General features: G+C 71.8%; 24 protein-coding genes and 1 pseudogene. 11 read left to right on the top strand and 14 right to left on the bottom strand.

Going from position 1 to position 26,949, the window contains the following annotated elements; genetic code table 11:
• Nucleotides 1-228: 228 nt before the first annotated feature.
• The 3 genes and pseudogenes from ACFVX4_RS16485 to ACFVX4_RS16475 all read right to left on the bottom strand — a co-directional run bounded on the left by ACFVX4_RS16485 (nucleotide 229) and on the right by ACFVX4_RS16475 (nucleotide 1,557).
• Nucleotides 229-314: pseudogene (locus ACFVX4_RS16485) on the bottom strand.
• A 32-nt stretch (nucleotides 315-346) separates the two neighbouring features.
• A complete protein-coding gene (locus ACFVX4_RS16480) occupies nucleotides 347-1,078 on the bottom strand; it encodes a hypothetical protein (RefSeq protein WP_389977141.1) in 732 nt (243 codons plus the stop codon).
• Nucleotides 1,079-1,146: 68 nt separating this feature from the next.
• The gene (locus ACFVX4_RS16475) at nucleotides 1,147-1,557 is read right to left on the bottom strand and encodes a RidA family protein (protein WP_389977139.1); all 411 of its coding nucleotides are present in this window, start codon (nucleotides 1,555-1,557) and stop codon (nucleotides 1,147-1,149) included.
• 269 nt (nucleotides 1,558-1,826) lie between these two features.
• Here ACFVX4_RS16475 and ACFVX4_RS16470 point away from each other — a divergent pair, with 269 nt between their 5' ends.
• From ACFVX4_RS16470 to ACFVX4_RS16460, 3 genes are all read left to right on the top strand, one after another.
• A complete protein-coding gene (locus tag ACFVX4_RS16470) occupies nucleotides 1,827-2,342 on the top strand; it encodes a DUF3574 domain-containing protein (RefSeq protein WP_389977137.1) in 516 nt (171 codons plus the stop codon).
• A gap of 75 nt (nucleotides 2,343-2,417) precedes the next feature.
• Nucleotides 2,418-2,660, top strand: a complete 243-nt coding sequence (locus ACFVX4_RS16465; protein WP_389977134.1) for a TetR-like C-terminal domain-containing protein — start codon at nucleotides 2,418-2,420, stop codon at nucleotides 2,658-2,660.
• An 89-nt stretch (nucleotides 2,661-2,749) separates the two neighbouring features.
• A complete protein-coding gene (locus tag ACFVX4_RS16460; RefSeq protein ID WP_389977131.1) occupies nucleotides 2,750-3,061 on the top strand; it encodes a hypothetical protein in 312 nt (103 codons plus the stop codon).
• 22 nt (nucleotides 3,062-3,083) lie between these two features.
• On the opposite strand, the gene ACFVX4_RS16455 is transcribed toward ACFVX4_RS16460, so the two are convergent.
• From ACFVX4_RS16455 to ACFVX4_RS16445, 3 genes are all read right to left on the bottom strand, one after another.
• Complete coding sequence (locus tag ACFVX4_RS16455; RefSeq protein WP_389977129.1) at nucleotides 3,084-4,388, bottom strand: SWIM zinc finger family protein; 1,305 nt, start codon at nucleotides 4,386-4,388, stop codon at nucleotides 3,084-3,086.
• Nucleotides 4,385-7,339, bottom strand: a complete 2,955-nt coding sequence (locus tag ACFVX4_RS16450) for a DEAD/DEAH box helicase (protein ID WP_389977126.1) — start codon at nucleotides 7,337-7,339, stop codon at nucleotides 4,385-4,387. The genes ACFVX4_RS16455 and ACFVX4_RS16450 overlap by 4 nt, the downstream gene beginning before the upstream one ends.
• Nucleotides 7,340-7,522: 183 nt before the next feature.
• Nucleotides 7,523-8,506, bottom strand: coding sequence for a slipin family protein (locus ACFVX4_RS16445; RefSeq protein WP_389977123.1), 984 nt, complete (start codon nucleotides 8,504-8,506; stop codon nucleotides 7,523-7,525).
• A gap of 258 nt (nucleotides 8,507-8,764) precedes the next feature.
• Between ACFVX4_RS16445 and ACFVX4_RS16440 the strand changes: the two genes are divergently transcribed.
• On the top strand, nucleotides 8,765-9,112 hold the full coding sequence (locus tag ACFVX4_RS16440; protein WP_389977120.1) for a hypothetical protein: 348 nt from the start codon (nucleotides 8,765-8,767) through the stop codon (nucleotides 9,110-9,112).
• Nucleotides 9,113-9,125: 13 nt separating this feature from the next.
• Here the strand turns inward: ACFVX4_RS16440 and ACFVX4_RS16435 are convergent, their stop codons facing one another.
• A complete protein-coding gene (locus tag ACFVX4_RS16435) occupies nucleotides 9,126-9,863 on the bottom strand; it encodes a class I SAM-dependent methyltransferase (RefSeq protein ID WP_389977117.1) in 738 nt (245 codons plus the stop codon).
• Nucleotides 9,864-9,938: 75 nt separating this feature from the next.
• The gene (locus ACFVX4_RS16430; protein ID WP_389977576.1) at nucleotides 9,939-11,153 is read right to left on the bottom strand and encodes a PucR family transcriptional regulator; all 1,215 of its coding nucleotides are present in this window, start codon (nucleotides 11,151-11,153) and stop codon (nucleotides 9,939-9,941) included.
• 130 nt (nucleotides 11,154-11,283) lie between these two features.
• Between ACFVX4_RS16430 and ACFVX4_RS16425 the strand changes: the two genes are divergently transcribed.
• The 3 genes from ACFVX4_RS16425 to ACFVX4_RS16415 are packed head-to-tail and all read left to right on the top strand — an operon-like array spanning nucleotide 11,284 to nucleotide 15,375.
• A complete protein-coding gene (locus ACFVX4_RS16425) occupies nucleotides 11,284-12,240 on the top strand; it encodes an SGNH/GDSL hydrolase family protein (RefSeq protein ID WP_389977114.1) in 957 nt (318 codons plus the stop codon).
• 5 nt (nucleotides 12,241-12,245) lie between these two features.
• A complete protein-coding gene (locus tag ACFVX4_RS16420; protein WP_389977111.1) occupies nucleotides 12,246-14,237 on the top strand; it encodes a hypothetical protein in 1,992 nt (663 codons plus the stop codon).
• Nucleotides 14,238-14,277: 40 nt separating this feature from the next.
• A complete protein-coding gene (locus tag ACFVX4_RS16415) occupies nucleotides 14,278-15,375 on the top strand; it encodes a tyrosine-protein phosphatase (protein ID WP_389977108.1) in 1,098 nt (365 codons plus the stop codon).
• A 66-nt stretch (nucleotides 15,376-15,441) separates the two neighbouring features.
• On the opposite strand, the gene ACFVX4_RS16410 is transcribed toward ACFVX4_RS16415, so the two are convergent.
• Complete coding sequence (locus ACFVX4_RS16410; RefSeq protein ID WP_389977105.1) at nucleotides 15,442-16,572, bottom strand: ADP-ribosylglycohydrolase family protein; 1,131 nt, start codon at nucleotides 16,570-16,572, stop codon at nucleotides 15,442-15,444.
• A 78-nt stretch (nucleotides 16,573-16,650) separates the two neighbouring features.
• Here ACFVX4_RS16410 and ACFVX4_RS16405 point away from each other — a divergent pair, with 78 nt between their 5' ends.
• Nucleotides 16,651-16,929 carry a DUF6343 family protein gene (locus tag ACFVX4_RS16405; protein ID WP_266420800.1) on the top strand — a complete coding sequence of 93 codons (279 nt, stop codon included), beginning with the start codon at nucleotides 16,651-16,653 and terminating at the stop codon, nucleotides 16,927-16,929.
• Nucleotides 16,930-16,986: 57 nt separating this feature from the next.
• Here ACFVX4_RS16405 and ACFVX4_RS16400 read toward each other — a convergent pair whose 3' ends face one another.
• The 3 genes from ACFVX4_RS16400 to ACFVX4_RS16390 form a co-directional block, all read right to left on the bottom strand.
• The gene (locus ACFVX4_RS16400) at nucleotides 16,987-17,355 is read right to left on the bottom strand and encodes a tetratricopeptide repeat protein (RefSeq protein ID WP_266420798.1); all 369 of its coding nucleotides are present in this window, start codon (nucleotides 17,353-17,355) and stop codon (nucleotides 16,987-16,989) included.
• 114 nt (nucleotides 17,356-17,469) lie between these two features.
• A complete protein-coding gene (coaE, locus tag ACFVX4_RS16395; protein ID WP_389977102.1) occupies nucleotides 17,470-18,072 on the bottom strand; it encodes a dephospho-CoA kinase in 603 nt (200 codons plus the stop codon).
• Between the two features lie 133 nt (nucleotides 18,073-18,205).
• Nucleotides 18,206-19,144, bottom strand: coding sequence for a PAC2 family protein (locus ACFVX4_RS16390; protein WP_389977099.1), 939 nt, complete (start codon nucleotides 19,142-19,144; stop codon nucleotides 18,206-18,208).
• 463 nt (nucleotides 19,145-19,607) lie between these two features.
• Between ACFVX4_RS16390 and ACFVX4_RS16385 the strand changes: the two genes are divergently transcribed.
• Nucleotides 19,608-20,570 (top strand): right-handed parallel beta-helix repeat-containing protein, encoded by a 963-nt coding sequence (locus tag ACFVX4_RS16385; protein WP_389977096.1) that lies wholly within the window; start codon nucleotides 19,608-19,610, stop codon nucleotides 20,568-20,570.
• A 97-nt stretch (nucleotides 20,571-20,667) separates the two neighbouring features.
• On the opposite strand, the gene rpsA is transcribed toward ACFVX4_RS16385, so the two are convergent.
• On the bottom strand, nucleotides 20,668-22,179 hold the full coding sequence (gene rpsA / locus ACFVX4_RS16380; protein WP_124718271.1) for a 30S ribosomal protein S1: 1,512 nt from the start codon (nucleotides 22,177-22,179) through the stop codon (nucleotides 20,668-20,670).
• Nucleotides 22,180-22,579: 400 nt separating this feature from the next.
• Between rpsA and ACFVX4_RS16375 the strand changes: the two genes are divergently transcribed.
• The gene (locus ACFVX4_RS16375; RefSeq protein WP_389977094.1) at nucleotides 22,580-23,392 is read left to right on the top strand and encodes a class I SAM-dependent methyltransferase; all 813 of its coding nucleotides are present in this window, start codon (nucleotides 22,580-22,582) and stop codon (nucleotides 23,390-23,392) included.
• 58 nt (nucleotides 23,393-23,450) lie between these two features.
• On the top strand, nucleotides 23,451-25,949 hold the full coding sequence (gene hrpB / locus ACFVX4_RS16370; protein ID WP_389977092.1) for an ATP-dependent helicase HrpB: 2,499 nt from the start codon (nucleotides 23,451-23,453) through the stop codon (nucleotides 25,947-25,949).
• Here hrpB and ACFVX4_RS16365 read toward each other — a convergent pair.
• Entirely contained in the window at nucleotides 25,936-26,931 is a 996-nt protein-coding gene (locus ACFVX4_RS16365) for a DUF3068 domain-containing protein (protein ID WP_389977089.1), read from the bottom strand. The genes hrpB and ACFVX4_RS16365 overlap by 14 nt on opposite strands.
• Nucleotides 26,932-26,949 lie beyond the last annotated feature (18 nt).

The following is a 26,949-nucleotide window of genomic DNA, read 5'->3' as shown; positions in this document are numbered from 1 at the left end:
TTAAGGACCCGTGTCAGGTTTATGTCGCCGCGTCCTGCCTTTAGACGACCGCAGATCGAAGCTCTGCGGGCCGGAGTCGAACCGGCATCTCGACGCCCATGGGCACGGGCCCGTTCGATTCGGCGATGGGTGGCGCATGCTGAGTCTGGAGCAAGAGTCTGAGATTGATCGCGGTCTGCCTCTACCATTTGGGCCACCCCGGCCCGTTCCTGTGCGGGAGGCACGGAATGCCGGGGGGAGGACTCGAACCTCCACTGGAACCGCGTCGTCACGACAAGCTTCAGTTTCAGCTTGCGCTCCTCGCGCACCCCGGCCGAAATGAGTCGGCCGGGGAATCAATGGTCGGTCACCCGAAGAGGTAACCGAATACCGCATCACCCACCCGCTGGTCCGTGACGTCCACGCCGTTGGCCTCCTCGCGGGCGTACTTCACGGCCTGCTGGAGCTTCTCCACCCGGTCCAGCAGCTCGTTGACGCGCCGCGCGGGAAGGGCGCCGGAGAACTTCACCGTCGTCCAGTACCCGATCGGGATGTCCTCGTAGTACACCTCGACCTGCGCCGGGTGCTTGTCGGTGGCCTCCGCCTTCACGTGGTTGCGGGGCACCTTCTTCGTACGGAGGGTCCGCACCGGATCGGTCTTCCAGGAGTCCGTCGACGGGTCCTGGGTCCATGCCTCCGCGGCGTCGAGCACCGGAAGCTTGCGGACAAAGGTGTTGAGGTCCGTCAGCTGCTTCTCCAGGAAGAGCAGATACGAGACCGGCACCTCGCTCACGAGCACCCGTCCGTCGACCTTCACGTCCGCGCGGGCCGTGCAGTTGGCCCAGTCCTTCGTGGCGGTCACATCGAAGAGCCGGGTCAGGGTCGCCGCGGTCTCCCGCAACACGTCCTCGGCCTTGATCTGCACCAGCGTCGACTCGGGCGGCAGCTGCTCGCCCTCCTCGTCCTTCGGCTGGTACGTCCGGGAGATCCCGGCCAGCAGGCCGGTCTTCTGGAGGCCGTGATGCGCCGCCGTCAGGTCCTGGTGAGCCTTGGACTTGACGCCCTTCTCCACTGCGATGATCTGGTTGAGTTTCGCCACGTCGAGGAAGCTAGCAACGTCAAGTCGGCCTGGACAAACGATTTTTCGGATGGCCCGCCCCTCGGATGTCAGGCGGGCAGTGCCGCGGTGAGGTCGACCTCGATCAGCTGTCCGGGGAAGCCGAGCCGCACGACTCCGAGGAGGGTGCTCGCGGTGGTGAATGCGGGCCCGATGACCGAGCCGGTGAGCCGGCGCCAGGCGGCCCCCAGGACCGTGACGTCGTCGCCGACCACGTAGATCACCGACCGGACGACCCGCTCCGGTCCGGCCCCCACGGCCGCGAGGGCGACGAGGGCGTTGGCCGCGACCTGGTCGATCTGGGCATCGAGATCACCCGGGCCCACCAGGGCGCCCGATCCGTCGAGCGGGCACTGCCCGGCCAGATGGGCGGTCCGGCCCGCCTCCACGACGGTGATGTGGTGATAGCCGGGTGTGGGGTGCAGCTTCTCCGGATTGATCCGGCTGATCTCCGCGGGCATGAGGGTGATTCTGACGGCCTGGGCCGCGGGGCGCAGCGGGATTTCGAGAGTGCCCCGGACCGACCCGTACGGGTGGTTTCCGCCGGATGCCCATGTCCCTGCCGCTGTCCGGCGGGGACCGCTTGTCACAGTGAGGCCCGCGCATCCGCACCACCGGCCCGCAGGCTCCCCGCTCGCGCACGGACTCCGTCCTCGCGGGGCTCTCCCCCAGCCGCGTCCGGACACCACCCGTCACCGCCTCTTCCAGGCGCCGAACGAAGGTCCTTGCCTTGCCTCGTCTCCCCCGTTTCGCCGTCCCGAAGGGCCTCACCGGCCCCAAGAAGCACACCGCGCTCACCGCGACGGCCACCGCCCTGGCCGTACTGACCGTGGGAACGCCCGTCGCGTACGCCACACTCGGCGACGAAGCCCCCGCGGCCTCGCGGTCCACGGCGTCGGCCCTCACCTCGCGCGGGAAGGCCTACATCGAGACCCGGCTGTTCTTCGGCACCGAACGCCCCGACGGCGGCCCCGATGTGACCGATCGTCAATTCCTGGCCTTCATCGACGAGGAGGTCACACCGCGCTTCCCGAACGGACTGACCATCCAGGACGGCCGGGGGCAGTGGCGGGACTCCAACGGAGTCATCGAACGGGAGCGCAGCTACGAACTGACCCTGCTCTACCCCGCGTCCGAGGCCCGTGTGCGCGACGCCCGGATCGAGCGGATCCGCGACGCCTACGAGAAGGCCTACGCCCAGGACTCGGTGGCCCGGCTCGAGGAGCGCACGACCGCCGACTTCTGACACCCGGCCACCGCCCGGTCACACCGCCGCGCGGGCCCTGCGCCCGCGCGGCCGGTTGATCCGGTGCGCCAGCGCGTGAACTCCCGCCACGGTCACCGACTCGCCGCGCTCACCCGCGACTTCTTCGCCGATCGCTTCTCCCGTGAACAGCCGGTCTTCACCCGCGCCGCCGCCCGCGGCGAACTCCCCGTGGACACCGACCCGATGCCGTTGCTGGACCTGATCGCGGGGGCCGTCTGGATGCGGGTGCTGCTCCGCCGCGAACCGGTACCGCCGGACTTCGCCCGGGATGTCGTCGATGCCGTACTGCCTCGCTGACGGTGCCGGGAGCGGGAGCGGTCCGTTCGGGTACTGTGCCGCGGCCGGGTACCGGACCGGGCACACGCACGGGACGGGGAACGATCCACATGGGCACGCCAGTTCGTCACTTCACGGCCACGACGCCGGACGGCCAGGTGTTCACGGTCAATATCGAGCGGGACTTCCGGTACGACCCGTACCGCGACTTCGTGGTCTGCGCACACTGCGACTGGTCGCCTTCGCTGCTGACGACGAAGAGGATCACCGACATGGCCTGGGAGCATCTGACGTCGGTGCACGGCGCCGACCGGGGCCGGTCCGACCAGGAGAACGAGGGGTTCCGCAAGGCCCGGCTGATCGTGCTGCCGATCGTCGCCGTGCTCCTGATCGTTCTCTTCGTCTGTCTGCAGAGCTACTGAGCCCTGAACGGCCCGGTCGGATTCAGCCCCCGCTGAGCTCCATGAGCGCGCTCACCGGGTCGGTGTCCGGGGTCGCGCGGGGCCACCAGTCGTCCTCGCCCGGCTCGGATTCGTAGCCGTACCAACGGCCGTCGTGGCCGAAGCGGAGCTGGAGTGTGCCGCCGGGGTGTGTGAGGTGGTTGCGCCGGGGCTGGAAGCGGGGGAAGCCGGCTGCCGAGAGTGCGGGGCGGGCCCGGTCGAAGGGGCCGGCCGGGGGATCCCAGGGGGTTTCGAGGACGGCGAGCCCTCCGGCGCCGCCCTGGCGCCAGGCCGCGACCGCCCGCGCCAGGTCGGTGGTGGTGCGGCCGGTGGCGTACGCCAGCTCGCGGTAGAGGGCGCGGGTGGTGGCGGTGAGCCCGGCGGTGGGACGGGACGCGGCCAGCCGTACCGCGTCCTGCCAGGGGGTGAGTCCGGCGAGCGGGTCGCGGCCGGTGGTGAGGAGCGCGTGCGCGCGGGCCGCCGCGTCCGTGGCGAGGTGGTCGAGGGCGAGCGGGTCGCGCGCCCCGGGCAGGCTCGGGTACGAGGGTGGCTGTGCGGGATGCGGCAGCACCGGCAGTGGGGCGGGGAGCGGCGGAAGATAGCGGTCGGCGAGGGCTTCGCGGGCCGGTACGGAGGGGGCGGCGGGGGCCGTGGGACGTTCCCGGGCGGAATGTGCGGCGTTGCGGCGGCCCAGCTCTTCGAGGAGCTCCCGTTCGCCCCGGCCGCGCAGCAGCAGAAGGACGAACGGGTCGGTGTCCAGGAGCCGCGCCATCTGGTAGCAGAGCGCGGCCACGTGCTTGCAGGGCCAGCCGTGGTCCGGGCAGGAGCAGCCGGGGTCGAGGTCTCCCGCGGCGGGCAGCAGCCCGATGCCGGCCTCGGCCGCCGCGTCGGCCAGCGAGTGCGGCATCTCCTTGGTGAGCAGCGCGGCGAGGTGGCCGGGCCGGGCCGCGACGGCGTCGAGAAAGGTGTCCCAGCCGGGGTCGGCGAGGGTCCGCAGCCGCAGTTCGCAGCGGTAGGGACGGGGGCGGCTGCCGTGGACGTAGGCGACGACCCGTCCGGGGGTGACGGTGATCGCGGCGACCTTGCCGCTGTCGGCGTACGTACGGCCGCGGGAGAGCCGGCCCTCGTCCATCGAGAGGGATTCCAGGGCGGCCACCCAGGCACGGCCCCACCAGCTGTCCGCGAAGGGTTCGTCGCCGTCGGAGGTGCGGGGCGGTACGGCCTCGAAGGTGCGCCGCAGGTCGTCGGGGCCGGGGCGCGGGCGGGCGGCGGGACGGGGGTCGTGACCGCTGTGCGGGCGGGGTCTCATGCCGGCCTCCGGAGCGAGACGAGATCGGCCAGGTCGCGGTCGCTGAGCTCGGTCAGCGCGGTCTCGCCGGTCCCGAGGACCGTGTCGGCCAGGGCGCGCTTCGCCTCCAGCAGCTCGCCGATCCGGTCCTCGACGGTGCCTTCCGCGATCAGCCGGTGAACCTGCACGGGCTGCGTCTGGCCGATGCGGTACGCCCGGTCCGTGGCCTGTTCCTCGACGGCCGGGTTCCACCAGCGGTCGTAGTGGATGACGTGGGCGGCCCTGGTGAGATTGAGTCCGGTGCCTGCGGCCTTGAGGGAGAGCAGGAAGACCGGGACCTCGCCGGACTGGAAGCGGTCCACCATCCGTTCCCGCTCGGCGACGGGCGTACCGCCGTGCAGGAGCTGGGAGGGGATGGCACGCGAGGCGAGGTGGGCGGAGAGCAGCCTGGCCATGGTCACGTACTGGGTGAAGATGAGGACGGAGCCGTCCTCGGCGAGGATCGTGTCGAGGAGTTCGTCGAGCAGGGCGAGCTTTCCGGAACGGCCGACGAGGCGGGTCGGCTCCTCCTTCAGATACTGCGCGGGGTGGTTGCAGATCTGCTTGAGCGAGGCCAGCAGCTTCATGATCAGGCCGCGCCGGGCGATGCCCTCCGAGGCCTCGATGAACGCCATCGTCTCGCGGACCGCCGCCTCGTAGAGCGTGACCTGCTCGCGGGTGAGGAAGACGGGGTGGTCGGTCTCCGTCTTGGGCGGCAGTTCGGGGGCGATGCCCGGGTCGGACTTCTTGCGGCGCAGGAGAAAGGGCCGGACCAGGCGGGAGAGCCGTTCGACCGCTTCGTCGTTGGCGAGCCCGGCAGCCGTACCGGTGTTCTCGACGATACGGGCGTGCCGGGCGCGGAAGGCCTTGAGGGGGCCGAGCAGACCGGGAGTGGTCCAGTCGAGCAGGGCCCACAGCTCGGAGAGGTTGTTCTCCACCGGGGTGCCGGTGAGGGCGACTCTGGCCGGGGCCGGGATGGTGCGCAGCGCCTTCGCCGTGGAGGACTGCGGGTTCTTCACGTGCTGGGCCTCGTCGGCGACGATCAGTCCCCAGCTGTGGCCGGCCAGTTGGGCGGCGCTGGAACGCATCGTGCCGTACGTGGTGAGGACGAAGCCGCCGTCGGGCTCGGCGAGTGTGCGGTCGGTGCCGTGGAAGCGGCGCACGGGGACACCGGGGGCGAAGCGGTTGATCTCCCGGTGCCAGTTGCCCAGGAGGGAGGCGGGGCAGATCACCAGGGTGGGCGCGGGATGGGCGCGGTGCAGATGGAGGGCGATGAGGGTGATCGTCTTGCCCAGGCCCATGTCGTCCGCGAGGCAGCCGCCGAGGCCGAGCGAGGTCATCCGGTCCAGCCAGGCCAGGCCGCGCAGCTGGTAGTCGCGGAGCGTGGCGTCGAGGCCGGGCGGCGGGGCGATGGCGGTGTGGTCGGCGGTGATGCGCGCGCGGAGTGCGGCCAGCGCCCCGACGGGCACGGCCTCGACCTGTTCGCCGTCGACCTCGGCGGTGCCGGTCAGGGCGACGGCGAGGGCGTCGACCGGATCGAGCAGGCCGAGCTCCCGCTTGCGTGCCTTGCGTACGAGCGCGGGGTCGACGACGACCCACTGGTCCCGCAGGCGCACCACCGGCCGGTGGGCCTCCGCGAGGATGTCCATCTCCGCCTCGGTGAGCTGCTCGTCGCCCAGCGAGAGCTGCCAGTCGAAGGCGAAGAGCTGCTCGGCGTCGAAGAACGAGGTGCCGTCGGTGGCCGAGCCGGGCGCGGGCCGCACGACGGCGGAGGCGGTGAGCGAGCGGACTAGCTCCCTGGGCCAGTGAACGCTCACTCCGGCCGCCGCCAGCCGGGCTCCGGCGTCGCCGAGCAGCTCGTACAGCTCGTCCTCCACCAGGGCGAGCACATCGGGCACCGGCTGGTCCAGCAAGCGCTCCAGCGGCGCCCAGACGCGGGCGGCGCGGCGCAGGGCGAGCACGGTGTCGACCTCGGCCCGCGGGCCGAACGGCTCGCCCGCTCCGCCGTTCCACAGCGCGGCGGCGTCGGTGACGTAGGTCGGGTCGGCGAGGCTGTGCACCTGGGTGATGGCCGCGGCGGCGTGCCGCGCGGCGCCTCCGGTGCGGCCGCCGGGACCGGTGGCATCGATCCCTGCGGAACCGGTGGCGTCGGAGGTGTCGTACGTATCGGCCGTGTCGAAGAGTTCGTACGCCGACAGGTCGAGGCGCAGCGACACCCGTACGCCCGCGTCGAGCCCGGCCGCGACCTCGACCGCCCAGTCGCGGACCCCCGGCAGGTGCTGGGCCTCGCGGGCCGCGAAGGGGGCCCCCATCGCGTACGCCGCGGCGGGCGTACGGGGCAGGGTGTCGGCGACCGCGTCGAGGAACGACCCGAGCAGCCACTCGGGGTCGGGGAGCCGGAGCGGTGTGCGATCCGGCAGCGGGACCGCGTGCCCCTCGACCGGCATGGCGGCGGCGATCGCCCGGAGATGGGCGATGTCCTCGGCGTCGCGCGGCCCGGCCCGCCAGGCGTCGTGGTCGTCGCCCGTCAGGCCGGGGAGCAGTCTGCCGCGCGCCGCGAGGTTGAGCGCGTGGAGCGCGGCGGCGCCCCAGCATCGCGTGGCGGGGTGGGCGGACTCCTGCTGCCGGGCCCTGACCAGCAACGGCAGCGCATCGGCGACGGGCAGCAGGACCGCGGGCACCGTACGCCTGCGGACGTCGTCCCCCTGCCCGTGCCGGCGGACGACGGTGATCTCGGCCGTACGCGCACCGGGTGCGGGGCTTCCCGGGTCCACGGGGTGTCCGCAGACCTCGCCCGGCTCCGGGAGGGGGCCGCCGTCGGGATCCCAGAAGGCGACGCTCCCGCCCCGCGGCAGCGGTGCGGGCAGGAACACGGTGGCACAGCGCAGGAGACGGGCAGCGGAGGCGTCCTGCTGCTGTTGTGCCGTGGTCATCGGTCCCGCTCCCCTCCCGCCCCGGTCCTCTTGATCGCCTTGATCCTCATGACTCCTGCGAGTCTAGGCGGGGGGTCTGACAGCCGGTCGCCCGGCCGTATTTCAGCAGGTCAGGCACGATATGGAACACCTCGGTCCGTGCCTGCCGGACCGAGGCGGGAAACGATGAACGGGCGGTGCGCCTCAGTGCTTGGCCAGCGGCTTCGAAGGGGAGGGCCGTGCGGGAACAGCGGTCGGGGGCGCGGGCATGGGCGGGGGTGCCACGGCCGGCGGCCGCTGCGGCCGCGGCTGGGCCGACGCGGGGCGCTGGGCCTGCGCGGGGCGCTGCGGCTGTGCGGGGCGCGGCGGCTGCGTCGGCTGCTGCGGCTGGACCGCCTGCGGTGGCGGCGTCATCTGCTGCTGCACGGGCTGCTGCGCCCGCTCCAGGAAGCGGAGCAGCTCCACCGGGAACGGCAGCACCAGCGTGGAGTTCTTCTCCGCCGCGACCGCCACCACCGTCTGCAACAGGCGCAGCTGGAGCGCGGCCGGCTGGGCGGACATCTCCTTCGCCGCCTCGGCGAGCTTCTTCGATGCCTGCAGCTCGGCGTCCGCGTTGATGACCCGGGCACGCCGCTCACGGTCGGCCTCGGCCTGGCGGGCCATGGAGCGCTTCATCGTCTCCGGCAGCGACACGTCCTTGATCTCCACCCGGTCGATCTGCACACCCCATCCGACCGCGGGACTGTCGATCATCAGCTCAAGGCCCTGGTTCAGCTTCTCGCGGTTGGACAGCAGATCGTCCAGATCGCTCTTGCCGATGATCGACCGCAGTGAGGTCTGGGCCATCTGCGACACCGCGAACCGGTAGTCCTCGACCTGGATCACGGCGCTCGCCGCGTCGACGACCTTGAAGTAGATGACCGCGTCCACCCGGACCGTGACGTTGTCACGGGTGATCCCGTCCTGCGCCGGCACCGGCATCGTCACGATCTGCATGTTGACCTTGCGCAGCCGCTCGACGCCGGGGAGCACCATGGTGAAGCCGGGCCCCCGTACGTCGTTGCGGAGCCTGCCGAGCCTCAGCACGACGCCCCGCTCGTACTGCTTGACGACCTTGGCCGCCGCCACCGTGTACAGCGCGCCCGCCGAGGCCGCCGCCACTATCGCGATCACGAGCTCCTGGACCATGACGGCCCCCTGAAAGCCGGAAATACCCAGTACTGCCTGAATCGAATGAATCAGACGCTATTACCACGGTATGCCCAGTATCAATCAATATGAACACGGATCGGCCCCGTGCCGTCATGGCTGTCCCCCGCCCGGCCGCGCACCGGATGCCGGGGCGCCGGGGAAGGGGCAGGGTGACCAGCGTCAGCACGTACTCCGTGGCATACGCAGCACCGGTGCCGGTGCGACGAGCCGGACGAGACAGACGAGGACCCGCCCATGCCCGTGATCGCCCATCGACGCCGCCGTCTCGGCATCGCAGCCGGGACCGCGCTCCTGACCCTCACCGTCGCAGGCTGTTCCGGCCTCGGCCGGACCGCGGTCGGGCCGATCACCTACACGACGGAGCGGGACGCCGTGATCATGGTCAACAGCCCATCCGTGAAGGGCTGCCACCGGCTCGCCCCGGCGGGCGCCAAGGCGGTGGACAACGGCACCCTGGTCGACATCATCCTGTACCGCACGCGCGACTGCACCGGTCCGGGCACGACCTACCTCCCGAGGTCGTTCAGCGATGTCAACGGGACCTCCGCCCTGCCGTGGCGCAGCTACACCACGGTCCACTGACCGGCCGCCGCGATCAGCACGGCCCACCGGCCCGCGACGGCACTTCGTTCCGAGGCTGTTCGGGCACGGCGCGCACCCAGATCCCGTCGTCCGTGAGATACCGGTCGACGGTCAGGCCCGCTGCCTCCAGGTGCCCCTCGAACTGTTCCTTCGACAGCTCCCGCGACAGGAACGTCTGGGTCCATCGCGCGTCGTCGAAGACGTACTCGACATGTATCGAGTCCACCCCGTTCCCCACGGGCTCCGCCGAGACGATCCGTACGGTGTGTCCGCTCGGATACGACCTCTCCCGCGGCAGATTCGTGTGGTAGTCGGCGCCCTCGCGCTGGATGAGTACGACGCCGCCGTCCTTGACGTGCTTCCGGCAGGCCCGCAGCAACCCGTCACGCACCCGGTCCTCGCTCGCGTGCACCAGGAACGACGCCAGCATCACCACGTCGAACCTCTCCTCGCCGAGGTCCAGCGACTCGATGGGGCTCTGCACGGTGCGGGCACCCCGGATGTGCTCCAGCATCTGCGCCGACTCGTCCACGGCGGTGACCTCGAAGCCGCGCTCGATCAGCGGATGGGTCACCCGGCCCGCGCCGCAGCCCAGCTCCAGAATGCTCGCCCCGGCGGGCACCGCGGCCGCGATCACCTCCGGTTCGTCGCCGACGGGCAGCCGTCGGTACAGCTCGACCGCGCAGCCGTCCGGCGTGATCGCGCCGGGGCCCGTTCCTGAATAACCCTCACGCACCAGTTGTCCGCTCATGTACGGACAAACGACCGGCCGTTGACGGTGGTTCCGGCCGCGAAGCCCTGACCGGCACCGGACTCCGCTTCCCGTTCACACCGAGCGACGGGCGACCAGTGCCGCGCTGATGTGCTGGAGGTCGGCCGGGCGGGCCGGGGAGAGGCCGGTCAGCCGGTCGATGCGGCGTATGCGGTAGTCGACGGTGTTGGGGTGGATGTGCAGGGCGGCGGCGGTGGCCCGCCGGTCCAGGCCCAGTTCGAGATAGGTCTCCAGGGTGCGCAGCAGCTCCGGCTTCACCTCCAGCGGCCCCAGCAGTTGCGCGAGCCCGTGCAGGGCCTCGCTGGGCCGGCTGAGCTGATACTCCAGCAGGACATCGGCCAGCCGGTACAGGCCGGGAGGCCGGCCCGTACCGGCGACCAGATCGACGATCTCGGCGTTACGGGCCACGGCCGCCGGCACCGCCTCCGGTTCGGCGGTCTCCGCGGCGGCGGTGATGGGCACACCGGCCGCACGGGCCGCCTCCTCGATCAGTGCGCACAGACCCCCCGGTCCGCGCCACGGCGGCGGTGGCTCGGCGGCCGGCAGCAGCACCGTGCCGCCGGAGGCGTCGAGGGCGGTGAGCACCGGCGTACCGGCGAAGTGGTCGAGGGCCGTGCGGACGCGCCGGATCTTGCGCCGGGCCGCCACACCGGCGCCCGGCCCCGGTGACTGGCCCAGCTCGTCGGGGTGCGGGGCCAGCGCGAGCGTCATCGTGAGGTACCGGGCGGCCGGGCGCAGTCCGGTGCGATGGGTGAAGCGGTCCAGGGGTTCACCGGTCAGCAGGGCGGCCATCAGGGCGTGCCGGCCGCCGTGTTCCTGGCTGTCGAGGATCTGCCGGGCCTCCAGGTACGCGCTGCTGACGGCGGAGGTCAGCTGCTGCTGGAGGACCATGATGCGCTCCACGATCTCCAGGACGGTGGGGAGATCGCCGGGCAGCGCCCCCTTCGCGGTCTCCTGCCAGCACATCGCCGTGCCGACCTGGTAGGCGGTGAGGATCGCGTCCAGCGGCACGCCCTCCTCGGCGCGCTGGGCGGCGGAGTCGCGCTGCTGGTCGAGTTCGGCGTCGGTGGCGGGGCGGCGGTGCTCGACGACGTCGGCGAAGAGCCGCAGATTGTGCTGGACGATGTCGGCGATGTCGCCGGAGATCTCCTCGTGCGGCAGTTCGGCGTAGACCGGCAGATCGGCCAGGAGCCGGGCGACGACACGGCCGGTCAGGGCCGGGACACGGGCGCGCAGCTGCGCGGCCACCGGGCGCCCGGCGATGGACAGCGGCCGGTCCTGCGGCCGTCCCGGGACACCGTGCTCCCCCGTGATGACGAGCGGCCGATTGTCACGCGTCACAAGTTCCCCCGCAGAAGTCTGCGTTACCCACCAGTTAAACGACGGCACTTGAGTCTGCATGATGACCGGCGTCACACGCCATCCACGCACGCCCCCACCGTCGGAGGATTCCGTGAACTTTCCGCAGCACAAGGGCTTCTGTCGAACCGTCAGGAGTGCCGTGGGCGCACTCGCCCTGGCCGGTCTGGCCGTGGGAACCGGCGCGGTTCCGGCATCCGCCGCCGCCGAGGACGGCACCACGTCCTATGTCGCGCTCGGCGACTCGATGGCCTCCGGGCCGCTCATTCCGGACATCACGGGGCCGGTGGCCTGCGGTCGCTCGACGCACAACTACCCGCACGAGCTCGCCGAGCGCCTCGGCGCGTCGCTGCGCGACGTCACCTGCAGCGGTGCCGCGTCCAAGCACATGACCGAGAAGCAGTCGCTGTCCCTGCTCGACATCCCGATGGGTTCGGCCCCGCCCCAGTTCGACGCGCTGCGCCCGGACACCGACCTGGTGACGCTGACCATCGGCGGCAACGACGCCGGTCTGGTCGGCATCGCGCAGAAGTGCACCACCCTCGACCCGAACGCCACCCCGTGCAAGGAGAAGTACAACGAGGGCGGCGTGGACCAGGTGGGTCAGCGCATCGCGGAGTTCGCGCCGAAGCTGGGGGTCGTGCTGGATTCGATCCACCAGCGCTCGCCGCACGCCCGGGTGATCGTCACGGGTTACGGCCTCTACATCAAGCCCGGCGGCTGCTGGCCGCTGCAGCCGGTCCTCCCGGTGGACGCCGACTTCCTCCAGGGCAGCGTCGACCGGATGAACGCGGTGATCGCCGAGCAGAGCGCGGCGCACGGCGCCGAGTACATCGATCTCGCCACGCCCAGCAAGGGGCACGACTCCTGCCAGGCCCCGTCGGACAAGTGGGTCGAGGGCTACGTGCCGACCGCGGCCGCCGCCCCGCTGCACCCCAACCGGAACGGCGAGACGAACTACGCCGCCATCATCGGCGCGCACCTCCAGGGGAGCTGACCCCGTTGCGCCACCGCCTGCTGCGCGGGGTACTGGCGGCGGCGCTCTGCGCCGCCGCCGTGCTCGTCCCGGACGCCCCCGCGGCACGGGCCGCCGGGCAGTCCGGGACCGGCTGCGACCCGCTGGCGCCCGTCGAGTGCCTGCTGCCGTTCCCGAATGACTGGTACACCCGGCCCGACCCGGCCACCGACACCGGCCGCCGGGTGTCCTTCGGCGCCACCACGCTGCCGCGCGCCACGGCCGGCCAGCCCGTCGACCCGACGGCCTGGAACCGGTCCGACGGCTTCTCCCCCGGCTCGACGCTGATCGCGCACGTCCCCGGCCTCGACCCGGCGGCGACCGGCACCGCCCCGCTCACCGACATCGGCCGCTCCCTCGCCCCGGACGCCCCCGTCGTACTGCTGGACACCCGGACCGGGGAGCGGTGGCCGTACTGGGCCGAAGCGGACGCCAACGCCACCGACCCCGCGCGCCGGGCCCTGCTGATCCATCCCGCGCGCAACTTCCGCGACGGCCACCACTACGCCGTCGCGCTGAGAAACCTCAAGGACGGGTCGGGGCACACGATCCCGGCCGCCGCGCCGTTCGCCGCCGTCGCCGGGAAGCCGCTGCCCGCCGGGCATCCGCTGCGCACCCGTCAGCAACGGCTGCGCCCGGCCCTGAAGGCGTTGCACAGGGCCGGAGTACGGACCGAAGGGCTGTACCTCGCCTGGGACTTCACCGTCGCGAGCACCCGCAGTCTCACCGGCGATCTCTTCACCGTCCGCGACGACGCGTTCCGCCGTCTCGGCGGCCGTTCGCCCGCGTTCGCCGTCACCGGTGTCACCGACTTCACGGCCGATCAGGACCCCCGGATCGCCCGTGAAGTCACCGGTGAGATCAGCGTGCCCGGCTATCTGGACCTGCCCGGCGGTCCGCCCGGCTCCGTACTGCACCGCGGCCGTGACGGCCTGCCCCGGCGGCTCCCGGGAAGCACCCGACTCGCCACGTTCCGCTGCGAGATACCGCACTCCGCCTTCCGCGCCCCCTCGCACCCCGCCCTCTACGGGCACGGCCTCCTCGGCCGCCGCTCCGAGGTCGGCGCGGGCAACGTCAAGGCGATGGCGGCCGAGCACGACTTCACGTTCTGCGCGACGGACTGGATCGGGATGGCCGAGGAGGACATCCCCGTGGTGCTCGGCGCGCTCGCCGACCCGAACCTCTTCCCCGCCGTTCCCGAACGCAGCGAGCAGGGCATGCTGAACGCCCTCTTCCTCGCCCGCGCCCTGATCCACGCCGACGGGCTGACCACCGACGCGGCCTTCCGCGACGCGAACGGCCGCCCGCTCGTCGACATCCGGCACGGCATCGGGTACGACGGGAACAGCCAGGGCGGAATCCTCGGCGGGGCCCTGATCGCCGCCTCCCCCGACATCCGGCGCGGGGTCCTCGGCGTCACCGGCATGAACTACGGCCTGCTCCTCGACCGCAGCGTCGACTTCGCACCGTTCCAGCAGGTCCTGGACGTCTCCTACCCGGACAAGCTGCGCCAGCAGATCGTCCTCCAGCTGTTCCAGATGGTGTGGGACCGCGGCGAGACCGACGCGTACGCGAACCACCTCACCGACCGCCATCAGGTACTGATGCACATCGCGTACGGGGACCACCAGGTCGCGAACGCGGCGGCCGACGTGGAGGCGCGCACCATCGGCGCCCGGCTGACCACCCCCGCGCTCGCACCGGGCCGCAGCCCGGACACCGTCCCCTACTGGGGCATCGGGACCCTCGCACCCGACCGACTGCCGTACCGGGGCTCCGCGATGACGGTGTGGGACAGCGGCACACCCACCCCGCCGCTGACCAACACCCCGCCCGCCGGGCCGCAGTACGGCCACGACCCGCACTCGGACCCCCGCAATTCGTCGGCCGCCCGTCAGCAGAAGGCCACCTTCCTGACCACCGGCCGTGTCATCAATGTCTGCGGCACCATGCCGTGCACCGCCGCCCCCACCTCCTGACACCCCCCACTCCCCGACAGGGATGCAGACAAGGAGCACCATGCGCACGCACCGCATCACCCAGGCAGCCGTCGCGGCCGTCCTGCTCGCCGGTACGGTCCTGGTCCCGCCCGCCCTCGCCGCCACCCCCGCCGACGCACCCGCGGCGAGCGCCGGGGCCACCACGCGGGCCGCCGCCGTGCCGTTCACCGCGGCCACCGCCCGGCGCGCCGCCGGCGGCGGTTACACGCTCTCCTGGTCCTCCGCCGCCGGTTCGGTGACCGTCACCGCCGTCACCTCCCCCGACACCACCACCGGCACCCCGGTGGGCACCGCCCCCGGCACCGGTTCGCTGACCGTCCCCGCCGGAACCCTCGCCGACACGGGACGCTGGTACTTCCGGCTGGTGCCGGACAGCGGCTCCCCGCTCGTCGTCGCCGAACGCTCGCTCGGGATCGAGTCCGCCCGCAACTTCCGGGACATCGGCGGCTACCGCACCACCGACGGACGCTGGGTGCGCCCCGGTCTCGTCTACCGCTCCAACAAGATCAACAGCCTCACCGACGCCGAGCAGCAGCGCCTGCTCGCCCAGCGCCTCACCCTCGACGTGGACCTGCGCAACGCGGTGGAGCGGCACGACGACCCGGACCGGGTGCCCGCCGGTGTGAAGTACCAGGTCGCCGACGTGGTGTCGCTCAGCCACGGCGTCCGCTTCCACGACTCGGCCCTGATGACACTGGCCGAGGCCATCGCGGCCGGGCTGTTCTCCGGCTCGTCCGACCTCGGCCAGTCCATCGGCTACCCGTTCATGGTCAACTTCGTGGGCGCCGACTACGCCTTCCGCGACCTGCTCACGGCCGTCGCGACGAACGACTCCGGTGCGACGGTCTTCCACTGCAGCTCGGGCAAGGACCGCACCGGTTGGAGCACGGCCGTCCTGCTCACCCTGCTCGGCGTCCCGCGCGAGACCGTCGAGGCGGACTTCCTCGCCAGCAACGACTACCTGGGCAACCCGAAGGCCGTCGAACTGAGCTGGCTGCGCGCGGCGTTCGACGAGGTGGACCATCTGTACGGCGACTTCGACACCTACATACGCGAGGGCCTCAAGCTCGACGACGCGACGGTGGCCGCACTGCGCAACAAGCTGCTGACGGACTGACGCACCGTCAACATCCGGCGTACTGACCCATGGTGACCCCGTCGTTCACCGGCGGACGGCCCGCCGTCAGTACGCCGGGTAGCGGTCGGCCGGCCAGTCGACCGCGTGCTCGAACTCCACGCACAGATCGTCGGCCACCTCGGTGATCACGGCCCGGCCCTCGGTCGACACCAGCCAGGACGACGGAAGGTACACGTCCCCGTGGCGTGCGCCGAGCAGGTTGCCGCAGATCGCACCGGTGGAGTCGCTGTCGCCCGAGTGGTTGACCGAGAGCAGCAGCGACCGGGCCACCTGATCGGCGCCGGGCAGCACGAGGGCGCAGTACACGGCAATGGCAAGGGCCTCCTCGGCGACCCAGCCCGCTCCCAGTGTCTCCACCTTCTCGCCGGTCGGCGCACCCTCGGCGGCCAGGTCGACGGCGGCTCGCAGCGCCGCGGTCGTCTCCTCGTGCCCCGGGTGGCGGCGCAGCAGCTCCATGGCCCTCAGTACGGCGCCCGCCGTCGAGTCGCCCTGCAGAAGGTGTGCGACTATCGCGGCGAGGGCCCCGGCCGCGTACGCACCGGTCGGGTGGCCGTGGGTGATCTGCGCGCACCAGTAGGCGAGCCGGAAGCCCGCCTCGGCGTCCTCCCCGACCAGTCCGAAGGGGGCGGACCGCATCACCGTGCCGCACCCCTTGGACCCGGTGTTGACGGGTCCGGGCTCACCGAGCCGGCCCGTCGGTTCGGGAACGTGGCCGGTCGCGAGCCCGGTCAGGCAGGCGTTGCCGGGGGCCCGGCGCGCGTAGAGCCAGGGCTGCTGCCTGAGCCAACCGGTACGCACCGGGTTGTCGCCGCCGCGGGCCGGCGGTGCGGGATGGTTCTGGGTGTCCAGCCAGCGAAGATAGGCGTTCCGTACGATCCGGGCCTCGGCGCCGCCGTCCTCGGTGCCACCGCCCTTCGACATCGCGCGGGAATGGGCCCTGATCAGCCCCTCGGCCGTGAACAGGGTCATCTGCGTATCGTCCGTGACCCGTCCGACGACCCCCTCCTCGTCCGGGAGAAGTCCCTGTACGCCGTACTCACCGTGCGCGCGGCGGATACCGGCCAGGGAAAGGAACTCCACCGGATTCCCCAGCGCGTCCCCGATCGCCCCGCCCAGCAGACAGCCCCGGACCCTCGCCCTGCGGCCTGTGCGGTCCTCCCACGATGTGCCGTTCACGCACGATCCCCTCAATCCGACGTCTACATGTCCCAAAAACGCCGTCGCGGGTCCATCCTGGTAGAAGAGGCGATCGCCATGCGTACCGGCAATGAACCGACGACTGCCCGCAGTCCACTGCGGCTGCGGCTCTGGCTGAGTCTATGGGGGCTGGCCTGGGCCGTCTTCGGCCTGGCCGCCTTCACGATGACCGACCGGCCGGGCTGGGCCGCCGCCTGCGGCCTGCTGCTCGTGCTGGTCCTCGTGGACCTGACAGTGATCGTCCACCACATCCACCAGGGACCGCACTACCAGCCCGGCCGCGATGTCCCGCCGTACGAACCCGACCACGGCGGGCGCGGCAGGTACGGGCACTGAACCGGGCCGGAAGCGTGCCCGGAACCGGGCCGGGGCGCGCCCGCCCGGCGCCGGAGGTCAGTCCTGGGCCGGGAAGCGGGCCGCCTTCAGATACTCCGGGTTCGGGTCGAGCGCGGCGGCCAGCCGGAAGTGGCGGGCGGCCCGGTCCGTGCGGCCGGAGCGCTCGAAGGTACGGGCCAGCGCGAAGTGTGCGAAGGCATTGTCCGGTTCGCGTTCCAGGACGAGTTCGAATTCGAGCTCGGCGGGGCGCAGCTGAGCGGCGGCGAAGAACGCGCGGGCACGCAGCAGCCGGGCCGCGGTGTTCTCCGGATGGGCCGCGATCACCGCATCCAGCAGTTTCACCGCGCCACGGGGGTCGCGCGCCGCCAGCAGGTGTTCGGCAGCGCGGAAGTCGATGACGTCGGTCTCCGGGGTCCTCTCGGGCACGGTCTTCATCCTTCCCTTCTTCACCGGGTCCCCAACGTCCGGCCGGGGTCCGGTATTCCGCACCGGGACCGGTGTCCCGGGGCGCGGCGCCCGGACCCTCCCCCGGTGCCGGGTTCAGCCGGCCGCGGCCCGCTCGGTCAGCTCCGACCAGACCTTGCGGACCTGCGGTTCCAGGTCCTCCAGCGGTCCGTCGTTGTCGATGATCAGGTCGGCCACGGCCCGGCGCTGCTCCCGGGTGGACTGGGCGGCCATCCGGGCGCGGGCCTCGGACTCGGTCATGCCGCGCAGCCGTACCAGCCGGTCGAGCTGGGTCGCGGGGCTCGCGTCCACGACGACAACCAGGTCGTAGAGCGGCGCCAGGCCGTTCTCGGTGAGGAGGGGGACGTCGTGGACGACGACCGAGTCCGGCCCCGCGGCCCGCTCCAGCTCGGCGGAACGGGCGCCGACCAGCGGGTGGACGATCGCGTTGAGTGCGGCGAGCCGGTCGGTGTCGGAGAAGACGATCGAGCCGAGTTTCGGCCGGTCCAGGGTGCCGTCCGCGGTGAGGACGTCGGCGCCGAACTCGTCGACGACGGCCGCGAGCCCGGGTGTCCCCGGCTCGACGACCTCGCGGGCGATCCGGTCCGCGTCGATCAGCACGGCTCCGTATCCGACGAACAGCCGTGACACTTCACTCTTGCCGGCGCCGATCCCACCGGTCAGGCCCACTTTCAGCATGCCCGACAGCCTAGGCCCTGTCGTCAAACTGCCGTCTGCCGTGCGGCGTCTGGCACACACGCTCGGCCGCCCTCCGGGCGACGACGGCAGTTTGACGACAGGGCCTGGAACGCGGGTGAGCGGCGGGAGCCGGTCAGGTGTCCCCCTCGCGCTCCGCGAGGAACCGCTCGAATTCGAGGCCGATCTCGTCGGCGGACGGCAGGTCCACCGGCTCGGCGACCAGGTTGCCCCGGGTCTCGGATCCGGCGACCGCGTCGTACTGGTGCTCCAGGCCCTCGACGAGCGAGACGAGCTCCTCGTCGCCCTGGCCGATCTGCCGGTCGATCTCGGTCTGGGTGCGGTGCGCCTCCGTGCGCAGCGCGTGGGCGACGGTCGGCAGGACCAGGCCGGTCGCGGCCGTGATCGACTCCAGTGCGGTGAGCGCCGCGTCCGGGTAGGCGGAGCGGGCGACGTAGTGCGGCACATGGGCGGCGACACCGAGGACGTCGTGTCCCGCCTCCATCAGCCGGTACTCCACCAGGGCCTCCGCGGAGCCGGGCACCTGCGCCTCGTCGAAGGGGCTGCGGTGGCCGGGCATGAGGTCCGTGCGGTTGCCGTGCGGGGTGATGCCGACGGGGCGGGTGTGCGGGACACCCATCGGGATCCCGTGGAAATTCACCGCGAGGCGGACGCCGAGGCGCTCGACGATCTGCTCGACGGCGGCGGCGAAGCGCTCCCACTCCACATCGGGCTCGGGCCCGGACAGCAGCAGGAAGGGCGCTCCGGTGGCGTCCTGCACGACCCTGACGTCGAGCGTCGGGGTCTCGTAGGCGGCCCACCGGTCGCGCCGGAAGGTCAGCAGCGGACGCCGGGCGCGGTAGTCGACGAGACGGTCGTGGTCGAAGCTGGCCACGACCTGGTGCGGCAGCGTTTCGAGCAGGCCGTCCACGATCTGCTCGCCGGTCTCGCCCGCGTCGATGTATCCGTCGAAGTGGTAGAGCATGACCAGGCCCGCCGACTCCTGGGCCAGCGCCATGTCGACGACGGCCAGGCCCTTCGGCTCCCATTCGTACAAACTCTGCGGATCAGGCACGGTTACCGCTCCTCCTCGTGTTCGTCGAGAAGAACGTCCGGCAGGGGACATGCATTCCCGGACTGTGCCCTTTCAGCCACCGGTTCATGCCGGGAGCCACGCGAGAACCCGGGGTGCGACCACAGCGGCGGGCGCCCGCCCGCCCCTCGAAGGCACCGGCATCCGCGCCGAGGACAAGGGCGTTGACGTTCATGTCGGTGAACACCTCTGCGGGGAAGCCGAGTTCACGACGGGCCCGAGGCCCCCCGGGATCCTCGCCGGGGCGCGTCACGGGCCGTCAGCTTCCCCCCACCCCACAGGTGTTCCCCCGTTCACCCGACCCGTCGCCCCTGCCCCACGGGCAATGGTCCAGACATTGACACGGCCGCACCGCATCCCTACCGTCACTGGGCAGCAAGTTCAGAGACTCGCCCCACATTCATGTACGAGAACCTCGAACTCCTTCGACGGGAAGGCACCCCCCATGCGCACCCGCACGCTGCTCCCGGCCCTGCTGGCCACCGCGCTCGCCACCGGCGGCCTCGCCCTCGCCTCCGCCACCGCGGCGGGTGCGGCGACGGTCATCGACGTGAGCACCGCCGCCCAGCTCAAGTCCGCCCTCACCGCCGCGGCCCCCGGCGACACGATCCGGCTCGCCGACGGCACCTACACCGGCAACTTCAAGGCGACCGTCCCCGGCACCGCTTCCGCCCGGATCACGCTCACGGGCTCCGCCAAGGCGATCCTCACGGCGGGCGGGGGTTACGGACTGCACCTCAACGGCGCCTCCTACTGGACCGTCAGGGGCATCACCGTCACCGGCGGCCAGAAGGGCATCATGGCCGACACCGCCACCGGCGTCGTCATCGATTCGGTGACCGTGCACGATCTGGACATGGAGGGCGTCCACTTCCGCAAGTCCAGCAAGGACGGCGTCATCAAGAACTCACGGATCTACGACACCGGGCACGACGGCCGCGGCATGGGCGAGGGCGTCTATGTCGGCACGGCCGGCGATCTCTCCGACCGGAGCGACCGGGTCCAGATCCTGGACAACACGATCGGTCCGGGGGTAGGCGGCGAGAACGTCGACATCAAGGAGGGCACCACCGGGGCGAAGATCGTCGGCAACACCTTCGACGGCAGCGGGCTGACCGGCGCCAACTACGACGACTCCTGGGTCGACGTGAAGGGCAATGACGTCCTGGTCGAGGGCAACAAGGGCTCCCGTACGACCAACAACGGCTATGAGACCCACACCCAGGAGAGCGGCTGGGGCTGCGGCACCGTCTTCCGCGACAACACCTCGGACCTGACCGGTTCCAAGGGCGACAAGCAGCTCGCGATCAACATCACCAACTACGGCACGAGCTGCCCGGCCACCGTCCACAGCAGCAACACGGTGACCGGCGGGAAGGGCCTGACCAACATCACCGTCACGCCGTAGCCGCGCCGCGACAACGAGTGAGGCCCGCTCCCCGAAGGGAGCGGGCCTCACTTTTCAGCTACTGCGGTCGATCATCGACCGGAGGGGGTGCAGAGCGTCAGCTCTGGCCGCCCGCCAGCTTCTCGCGCAGGGCAGCCAGGGCCTCGTCCGACGCCAGGGCGCCGGAGTTGTCCGCGGACTCCGAGGAGTACGAGCCGCCACCGCTGCCGCCGGAGGCAGCCGGGGCGCCACCGGCCGGGGCAGCAGCGCCCTCGGCAGCAGCGGCCTCGTCGGCCTCGCGGGACTTGATGACCTGGGCCTGGTGCTGCTCGAAGCGCTGCTGCGCCTCGGCGTACTGGCCCTCCCACGCCTCGCGCTGGGTCTCGTAGCCCTCGAGCCAGTCGTTGGTCTCGGGGTCGAAGCCCTCGGGGTAGATGTAGTTGCCCTGGTCGTCGTAGGACGCGGCCATGCCGTACAGGGTCGGGTCGAACTCGACCGAGGCCGGGTCGGCACCGAAGGACTCGTTGGCCTGCTTCAGCGAGAGGCTGATGCGACGGCGCTCGAGGTCGATGTCGATGACCTTGACGAAGATCTCGTCGTTGACCTGGACGACCTGCTCCGGGATCTCCACGTGGCGCTCGGCCAGCTCGGAGATGTGGACCAGACCCTCGATGCCCTCGTCGACGCGCACGAACGCACCGAACGGAACGAGCTTGGTGACCTTACCGGGAACGACCTGCCCGATCTGGTGCGTACGGGCGAACTGCTGCCACGGGTCTTCCTGCGTCGCCTTGAGCGACAGGGAGACGCGCTCGCGGTCCATGTCGACGTCGAGAACCTCGACGGTGACTTCCTGGCCGACCTCGACAACCTCGGAGGGGTGGTCGATGTGCTTCCAGGACAGCTCGGAGACGTGCACGAGACCGTCGACGCCGCCGAGGTCCACGAACGCACCGAAGTTGACGATCGAGGAAACGACGCCGGAGCGGACCTGGCCCTTCTGCAGGGTCGTGAGGAACGTCTGGCGGACCTCGCTCTGGGTCTGCTCCAGCCAGGCGCGGCGGGACAGGACCACGTTGTTGCGGTTCTTGTCCAGCTCGATGATCTTCGCCTCGAGCTCCTTGCCCACGTAGGGCTGAAGGTCGCGGACACGACGCATCTCGACGAGCGACGCCGGCAGGAAGCCACGGAGGCCGATGTCGAGGATGAGACCACCCTTGACGACCTCGATGACGGTACCGGTGACGATGCCGTCTTCTTCCTTGATCTTCTCGATGGTGCCCCAGGCACGCTCGTACTGAGCGCGCTTCTTCGAGAGGATCAGGCGGCCTTCCTTGTCCTCCTTCTGGAGGACCAGGGCCTCGATCTCGTCACCGACCTTGACGACCTCGTTCGGGTCGACGTCGTGCTTGATCGAGAGCTCGCGGCTCGGGATGACACCTTCGGTCTTGTAACCGATGTCGAGGAGAACCTCGTCCCGGTCAACCTTGACGATGACACCGTCAACGATATCGCCGTCGTTGAAGTACTTGATCGTCTCGTCGATCGCCGCGAGGAACGCGTCCGCGTCGCCGATGTCGTTGACCGCAACCTGCGGAGTGGTGGCGGTGGTCTCGGTGCTGCTCGTCATGTGGGAAAGGGCTCCGGTACGGACAGTGAGTCGTAGGTACTGCTACGCCGGGAGCCCGTATCACCTCTGCAGAAGCCGGACAGCTCGGGAACCGCCGACCCCGCTGGACCGGGAGGCGCCTCGTGAACCGAGGGGACATACAACAGATGCGAGCGCGGCCTGCTAGGTCTGAGGCGCGCAGGCTCGCAGCGCAACTTGTAGCATACGGGGGCAGCCGGGCACGGTCAATGCGCGAAGGCGCACACCGGGGGCGCAACGGCTCATATCCGGCACAACTCGTGTTCCCCGAGGCCAGATCGGCCCCAGGAGACAATCCATGGGTACGGGAGCCGTACTCACAGGTACCCCCCGGTACGTACCGCGTGCGGCAGGGTGAAGGCAAACTACAACGACGGACACGATGAGCCAAGAGATCTACGCGGCCGAACCCGAAGCGACCCGCCGCGACGCGTCGGAGGCCGAGAGCAGCCGGGCAAGTCGCGGCTGGTGGGACCGGAACGCCGACGAGTACCAGAGCGACCACGGCGCCTTCCTCGGCGACGACCGTTTCATCTGGGGGCCGGAGGGGCTCGACGAGGCGGAGGCCGGTCTGCTGGGCCCCGCCGCGTCGCTGCGGGGCCTGGACGTCCTGGAGATCGGTGCGGGCGCCGCGCAGTGCTCGCGCTGGCTCGCCGCACGGGGCGCCCGTCCGGTGGCCCTGGACCTCTCGCACCGCCAGTTGCAGCACGCGCTGCGGATCGGCGACGAGGTCCCCCTGGTGGAGGCGGACGCCGGGGTGCTGCCGTTCCGGGACGGCTCCTTCGACCTGGCGTGCTCCGCCTACGGCGCGGTGCCCTTCGTCGCCGACCCCGTGCAGGTGTTCCGCGAGGTCCACCGGGTGCTGCGTCCCGGGGGCCGCTGGGTCTTCTCGGTGACGCATCCGGTCCGCTGGGCGTTCCCGGACGAGCCGGGGCCGGAGGGCCTCTCGGTCGCGGCCTCCTACTTCGACCGCACTCCCTATGTCGAGCAGGACGAGCGGGGCGACGCCGTGTACGTCGAGCACCACCGGACGCTGGGCGACCGGGTGCGGGACGTGGTGGCCGGCGGCTTCCGGCTGGTCGACCTCGTCGAACCGGAGTGGCCCGCCTGGAACCGCCAGGAGTGGGGCGGCTGGTCCCCGCTGCGCGGGAATCTGATCCCCGGCACGGCGATCTTCGTCTGCGAACGGGACTGACGGTCCCGGACACGGGGGCCCTGGGCCCGGCGGGGGCGCGTCGTACGAGACTGGGGGCGTGATCCGTACCGACGCCCTGGACCAGTTGCCCGTACGCACCGCCGTGCCCGCCCTGGAGCGGGCGCTCGACGACCGCGGTGTCGCGGTGCTGTGCGCGCCGCCCGGCACCGGCAAGACGACTCTCGTACCGCTGGTCCTGGCCGGTCTGACCGGGGGCGGGCCGGTACGCAGGGTGCTGGTCGCCGAGCCGCGGCGGATCGCCGCGCGGGCGGCGGCGCGGCGGATGGCGTGGCTCGTCGGGGAGCAGGCCGGCGGCCGGGTGGGGTTCACGGTCCGCGGGGAGCGGGTGGTGGGGCGCGACACGGTGGTGGAGGTGGTGACCACCGGTGTGCTGCTCCAGCGGCTCCAGCGCGACCAGGAGCTGGCCGGGGTCGACGCGGTGATCATCGACGAGTGCCACGAGCGGCACCTGGACGCCGACACGGTCGCCGCGTTCCTGCTCGATGTGCGCGAGGCCATCCGGCCCGATCTGCGGCTGGTCGCCGCGTCCGCGACGACGGACGCGCAGGGCTGGGCGCGGCTGCTGGGCGATGCCCCGGTGGTCGAGGCGCAGGGCGTCTCGCATCCGGTGGAGGTGGTCTGGGCGCCGCCCGCCGCTCCGGTGCGGCCGCCGCACGGGATGCGCGTCGATCCGGCGCTGCTGACGCATGTCGCCGCGACGGTGCGCCGGGCGCTCGCCGAGCGGGACGGCGACGTGCTGTGCTTCCTGCCCGGGGTCGGCGAGATCGGCCGGGTGGCGGGGCAGCTGGCCGGGGTGGCCGCCGAGGTGCTCCAGGTGCACGGACGGGCTCCGGCGGCGGTGCAGGACGCGGTGCTGGCCGGGTCGTCGGACGGCCGGCGGGTGGTGCTGGCGACCTCGGTGGCGGAGTCGTCCCTCACGGTGCCCGGGGTGCGGGTCGTGGTCGACTCGGGGCTGGCCAGGGAGCCGCGCACCGATCACGCGCGGGGGCTGAGCGCGCTGACGACGGTGCGGGCCTCGCAGGCGGCGGGGAGGCAGCGGGCGGGCCGGGCCGGGCGGGAGGCGCCCGGGGCGGTGTACCGGTGCTGGGCACAGGCGGAGGACGGCCGGCTCGCCCGGTTCCCGTCCCCGGAGATCAAGGTCGCGGATCTGGCGGCGTTCGCGTTGCAGGCGGCGTGCTGGGGCGATCCGGACGCGTCGGGGCTGGCGCTGCTCGACCCGCCGCCCGCGGGTGCGATGAGTGCGGCGCGCGAGGTGCTGACGGCGGTCGGCGCGGTGGACGCGGACGGGCGGGTGACCGACCGGGGCGTACGGATGTCCCGTCTCGGCCTGCATCCGCGGCTGGCGCGGGCGCTGCTGGACGGCGCCGCCGAGGTGGGCGGGCGGCGGGCGGCCGAGGTGGTGGCGCTGCTGAGCGAGGAGCCGCCGCGGGAGTACGGGGACGATCTGGCGGCCGCGCTGCGTACCGCGCGGCGGGGCGGGGACGGCTACGCGGCGCGCTGGCGGCAGGAGGTCCGGCGGCTGTCCTCGTCGGTGAAGGACGCGGCCGGCGGTTCCGGTCCGGACGACGCGGCCGTCGGTCTGGTGGCCGCGCTGGCGTTCCCGGAACGGGTGGCACGGGCCCGCGGCGAGGGAGCGTTCCTGATGGCGTCGGGGACGGGCGCGGAGCTGCGGGACAGCTCGGGGCTGCGCAGTGCGCCCTGGCTGGCGGTCGCGGTCGCCGACCGGCCCGCGCACGCGGCGTCCGCACGGGTGCGGCTCGCTGCCGTCATCGACGAGGACACGGCACGGGCGGCCGCCGGGCATCTGCTCCGCGGCGGCGAGGAGGTCCACTGGGCCGGCGGCGATGTGGTGGCCCGTCGGGTGGAGCGGCTGGGTGCCGTCGAACTGTCGGTGCGCCCGCTGAAGCAGCCGGCACCCGGGCCGGTGCGCGAGGCGCTGGTCGAGGGTCTGCGGCGCGAAGGGCTCGGGCTGCTGCGCTGGACGCGGGAGAGCGAGCAGTTGCGGGAGCGGCTCGCCTTTCTCCACCGCGAGTTGGGGGCGCCCTGGCCGGATGTGTCGGAGGGCGCGCTGCTGGAGCGTACCGAGCAGTGGCTGGAGCCCGAGCTGTCACGGGCCCGGCGGCGCTCCGATCTGGCGCGGATCGACGCGGGGCAGGCGCTGCGGCGGCTGCTGCCGTGGGCGACGGGCGAGGCGGTGCGGCTGGACGAGCTGGCGCCGGAACGGATCGAGGTGCCGAGCGGTTCCCGTATCCGGGTGGAGTACGGCGGGGCGCAGCCCGTACTCGCGGTGAAGCTCCAGGAGTTGTTCGGTCTGCGGGAGACTCCGAGGGTGGCCGGGGTGCCGGTCCTGGTCCATCTCCTCTCCCCGGCCGGCCGTCCCGCGGCCGTCACCGCGGATCTGGCGTCGTTCTGGCGGGACGGCTACCGGGCCGTGCGTGCGGATCTGCGCGGCCGCTACCCGAAGCATCCGTGGCCGGAGGATCCCACGACGGTGGAGGCGACCCGGTTCACGAAGGCTCGGCTCAAGCGGGAGTAGGGGCGGGTTCCGGCGAGGATGCCGGTGGCCCGTGCGGGCGGCGGGAGCGGGCCTCCAGCCACAGGGCGAGCGCGAGCAGTCCGACACCGAGGACCAGGAAGCCCCAGGGCAGGTACGAGGTGAGCAGCAGGACCAGCAGGCGCTGGGACTTGACCAGGTCGACGATCGATTCGACGTAGTCCGGGCGCATCTTCACATGCCCGGCGAAGACGGTGACGGTGTCCTGGGGCATCCCCATCTTCCTGGCGTTGCGCAGCTCCTCCTTGTGGATCTCCTCGCCGTTGACCGGCGCTCCGGTGACCGGGTCCACCCAGAACATCCGCTTGGTGGTGTACCAGCGGGTCATGCCCGTCTTCGCGATCTGTTCCGGGGTGACGCCCTTGATCGGCATCTTCTTCGGCATCGGGACCTTGGTCCACGGGATGGTCTGCTCGAAGTAGTAGACGTCCATGCCGTGGAAGGTGCGGGTGCCCTTGTAGTGGATGGGCGAGCTGGTGCGGGCCTGGGCGTCAAAGTACTCGTAGTCGCGTTTCTGGGTGAGGAAGGGCCACTTGAACTCGATGCCCTCGCGCCTGACCGGGTCGCCGTCGACGGATTCCCCGGTGGCGTGGACGGGGGCCTGGCTGTGGGCGTCGAAGATGTAGCGCTCGGGGATCTCGGAGACCATCTTGCCGTCCGGGCCGGCCACGTAGCTGAGGGCGTCCCAGACGACGACGTCGCGGCCGGCGCTGCGTTCGATCTTCTCGGACTCCTCGACGTTGCCCTTGAGGGTCTGCACGATGGTGACCTTGGGGACCTTCTTCACCTTCATGTTGTCGTTGTAGTCGAGGAGGGTGGCGGGCTTCGCCTCCAGCACCGTCTCCTGGTACTGACTGGGCGGGATCTTCGCCAGCCTCGGGAAGGCGTACCAGCGCAGCAGTGGCGACATGGCGGCGAAGAAGACGGCGAATGCCAGGAGTACGAGGCTGGCTCGGCGGCGCATGATGGTGCCCTCCCGCGG

The sequence above is a fragment of the Streptomyces sp. NPDC058240 genome (genome assembly GCF_042882135.1).
Taxonomy (GTDB): Bacteria; Actinomycetota; Actinomycetes; order Streptomycetales; family Streptomycetaceae; genus Streptomyces.
This window is presented reverse-complemented; position numbering and strand designations above follow the sequence as displayed.

Coding starts and splice junctions, on each gene's coding strand:
- ACFVX4_RS16475 (WP_389977139.1), bottom strand. CDS start 1,557: ATGCCCGCGGAGATCAGCCGGATCAATCCGGAGAAGCTGCACCCCACA.
- ACFVX4_RS16460 (WP_389977131.1), top strand. CDS start 2,750: ATGGGCACGCCAGTTCGTCACTTCACGGCCACGACGCCGGACGGCCAG.
- ACFVX4_RS16455 (WP_389977129.1), bottom strand. CDS start 4,388: ATGAGACCCCGCCCGCACAGCGGTCACGACCCCCGTCCCGCCGCCCGC.
- ACFVX4_RS16450 (WP_389977126.1), bottom strand. CDS start 7,339: ATGACCACGGCACAACAGCAGCAGGACGCCTCCGCTGCCCGTCTCCTG.
- ACFVX4_RS16445 (WP_389977123.1), bottom strand. CDS start 8,506: ATGGTCCAGGAGCTCGTGATCGCGATAGTGGCGGCGGCCTCGGCGGGC.
- ACFVX4_RS16440 (WP_389977120.1), top strand. CDS start 8,765: ATGCCCGTGATCGCCCATCGACGCCGCCGTCTCGGCATCGCAGCCGGG.
- ACFVX4_RS16435 (WP_389977117.1), bottom strand. CDS start 9,863: ATGAGCGGACAACTGGTGCGTGAGGGTTATTCAGGAACGGGCCCCGGC.
- ACFVX4_RS16425 (WP_389977114.1), top strand. CDS start 11,284: ATGATGACCGGCGTCACACGCCATCCACGCACGCCCCCACCGTCGGAG.
- ACFVX4_RS16415 (WP_389977108.1), top strand. CDS start 14,278: ATGCGCACGCACCGCATCACCCAGGCAGCCGTCGCGGCCGTCCTGCTC.
- ACFVX4_RS16405 (WP_266420800.1), top strand. CDS start 16,651: ATGCGTACCGGCAATGAACCGACGACTGCCCGCAGTCCACTGCGGCTG.
- coaE (WP_389977102.1), bottom strand. CDS start 18,072: ATGCTGAAAGTGGGCCTGACCGGTGGGATCGGCGCCGGCAAGAGTGAA.
- ACFVX4_RS16385 (WP_389977096.1), top strand. CDS start 19,608: ATGCGCACCCGCACGCTGCTCCCGGCCCTGCTGGCCACCGCGCTCGCC.
- rpsA (WP_124718271.1), bottom strand. CDS start 22,179: ATGACGAGCAGCACCGAGACCACCGCCACCACTCCGCAGGTTGCGGTC.
- ACFVX4_RS16375 (WP_389977094.1), top strand. CDS start 22,580: ATGAGCCAAGAGATCTACGCGGCCGAACCCGAAGCGACCCGCCGCGAC.
- ACFVX4_RS16365 (WP_389977089.1), bottom strand. CDS start 26,931: ATGCGCCGCCGAGCCAGCCTCGTACTCCTGGCATTCGCCGTCTTCTTC.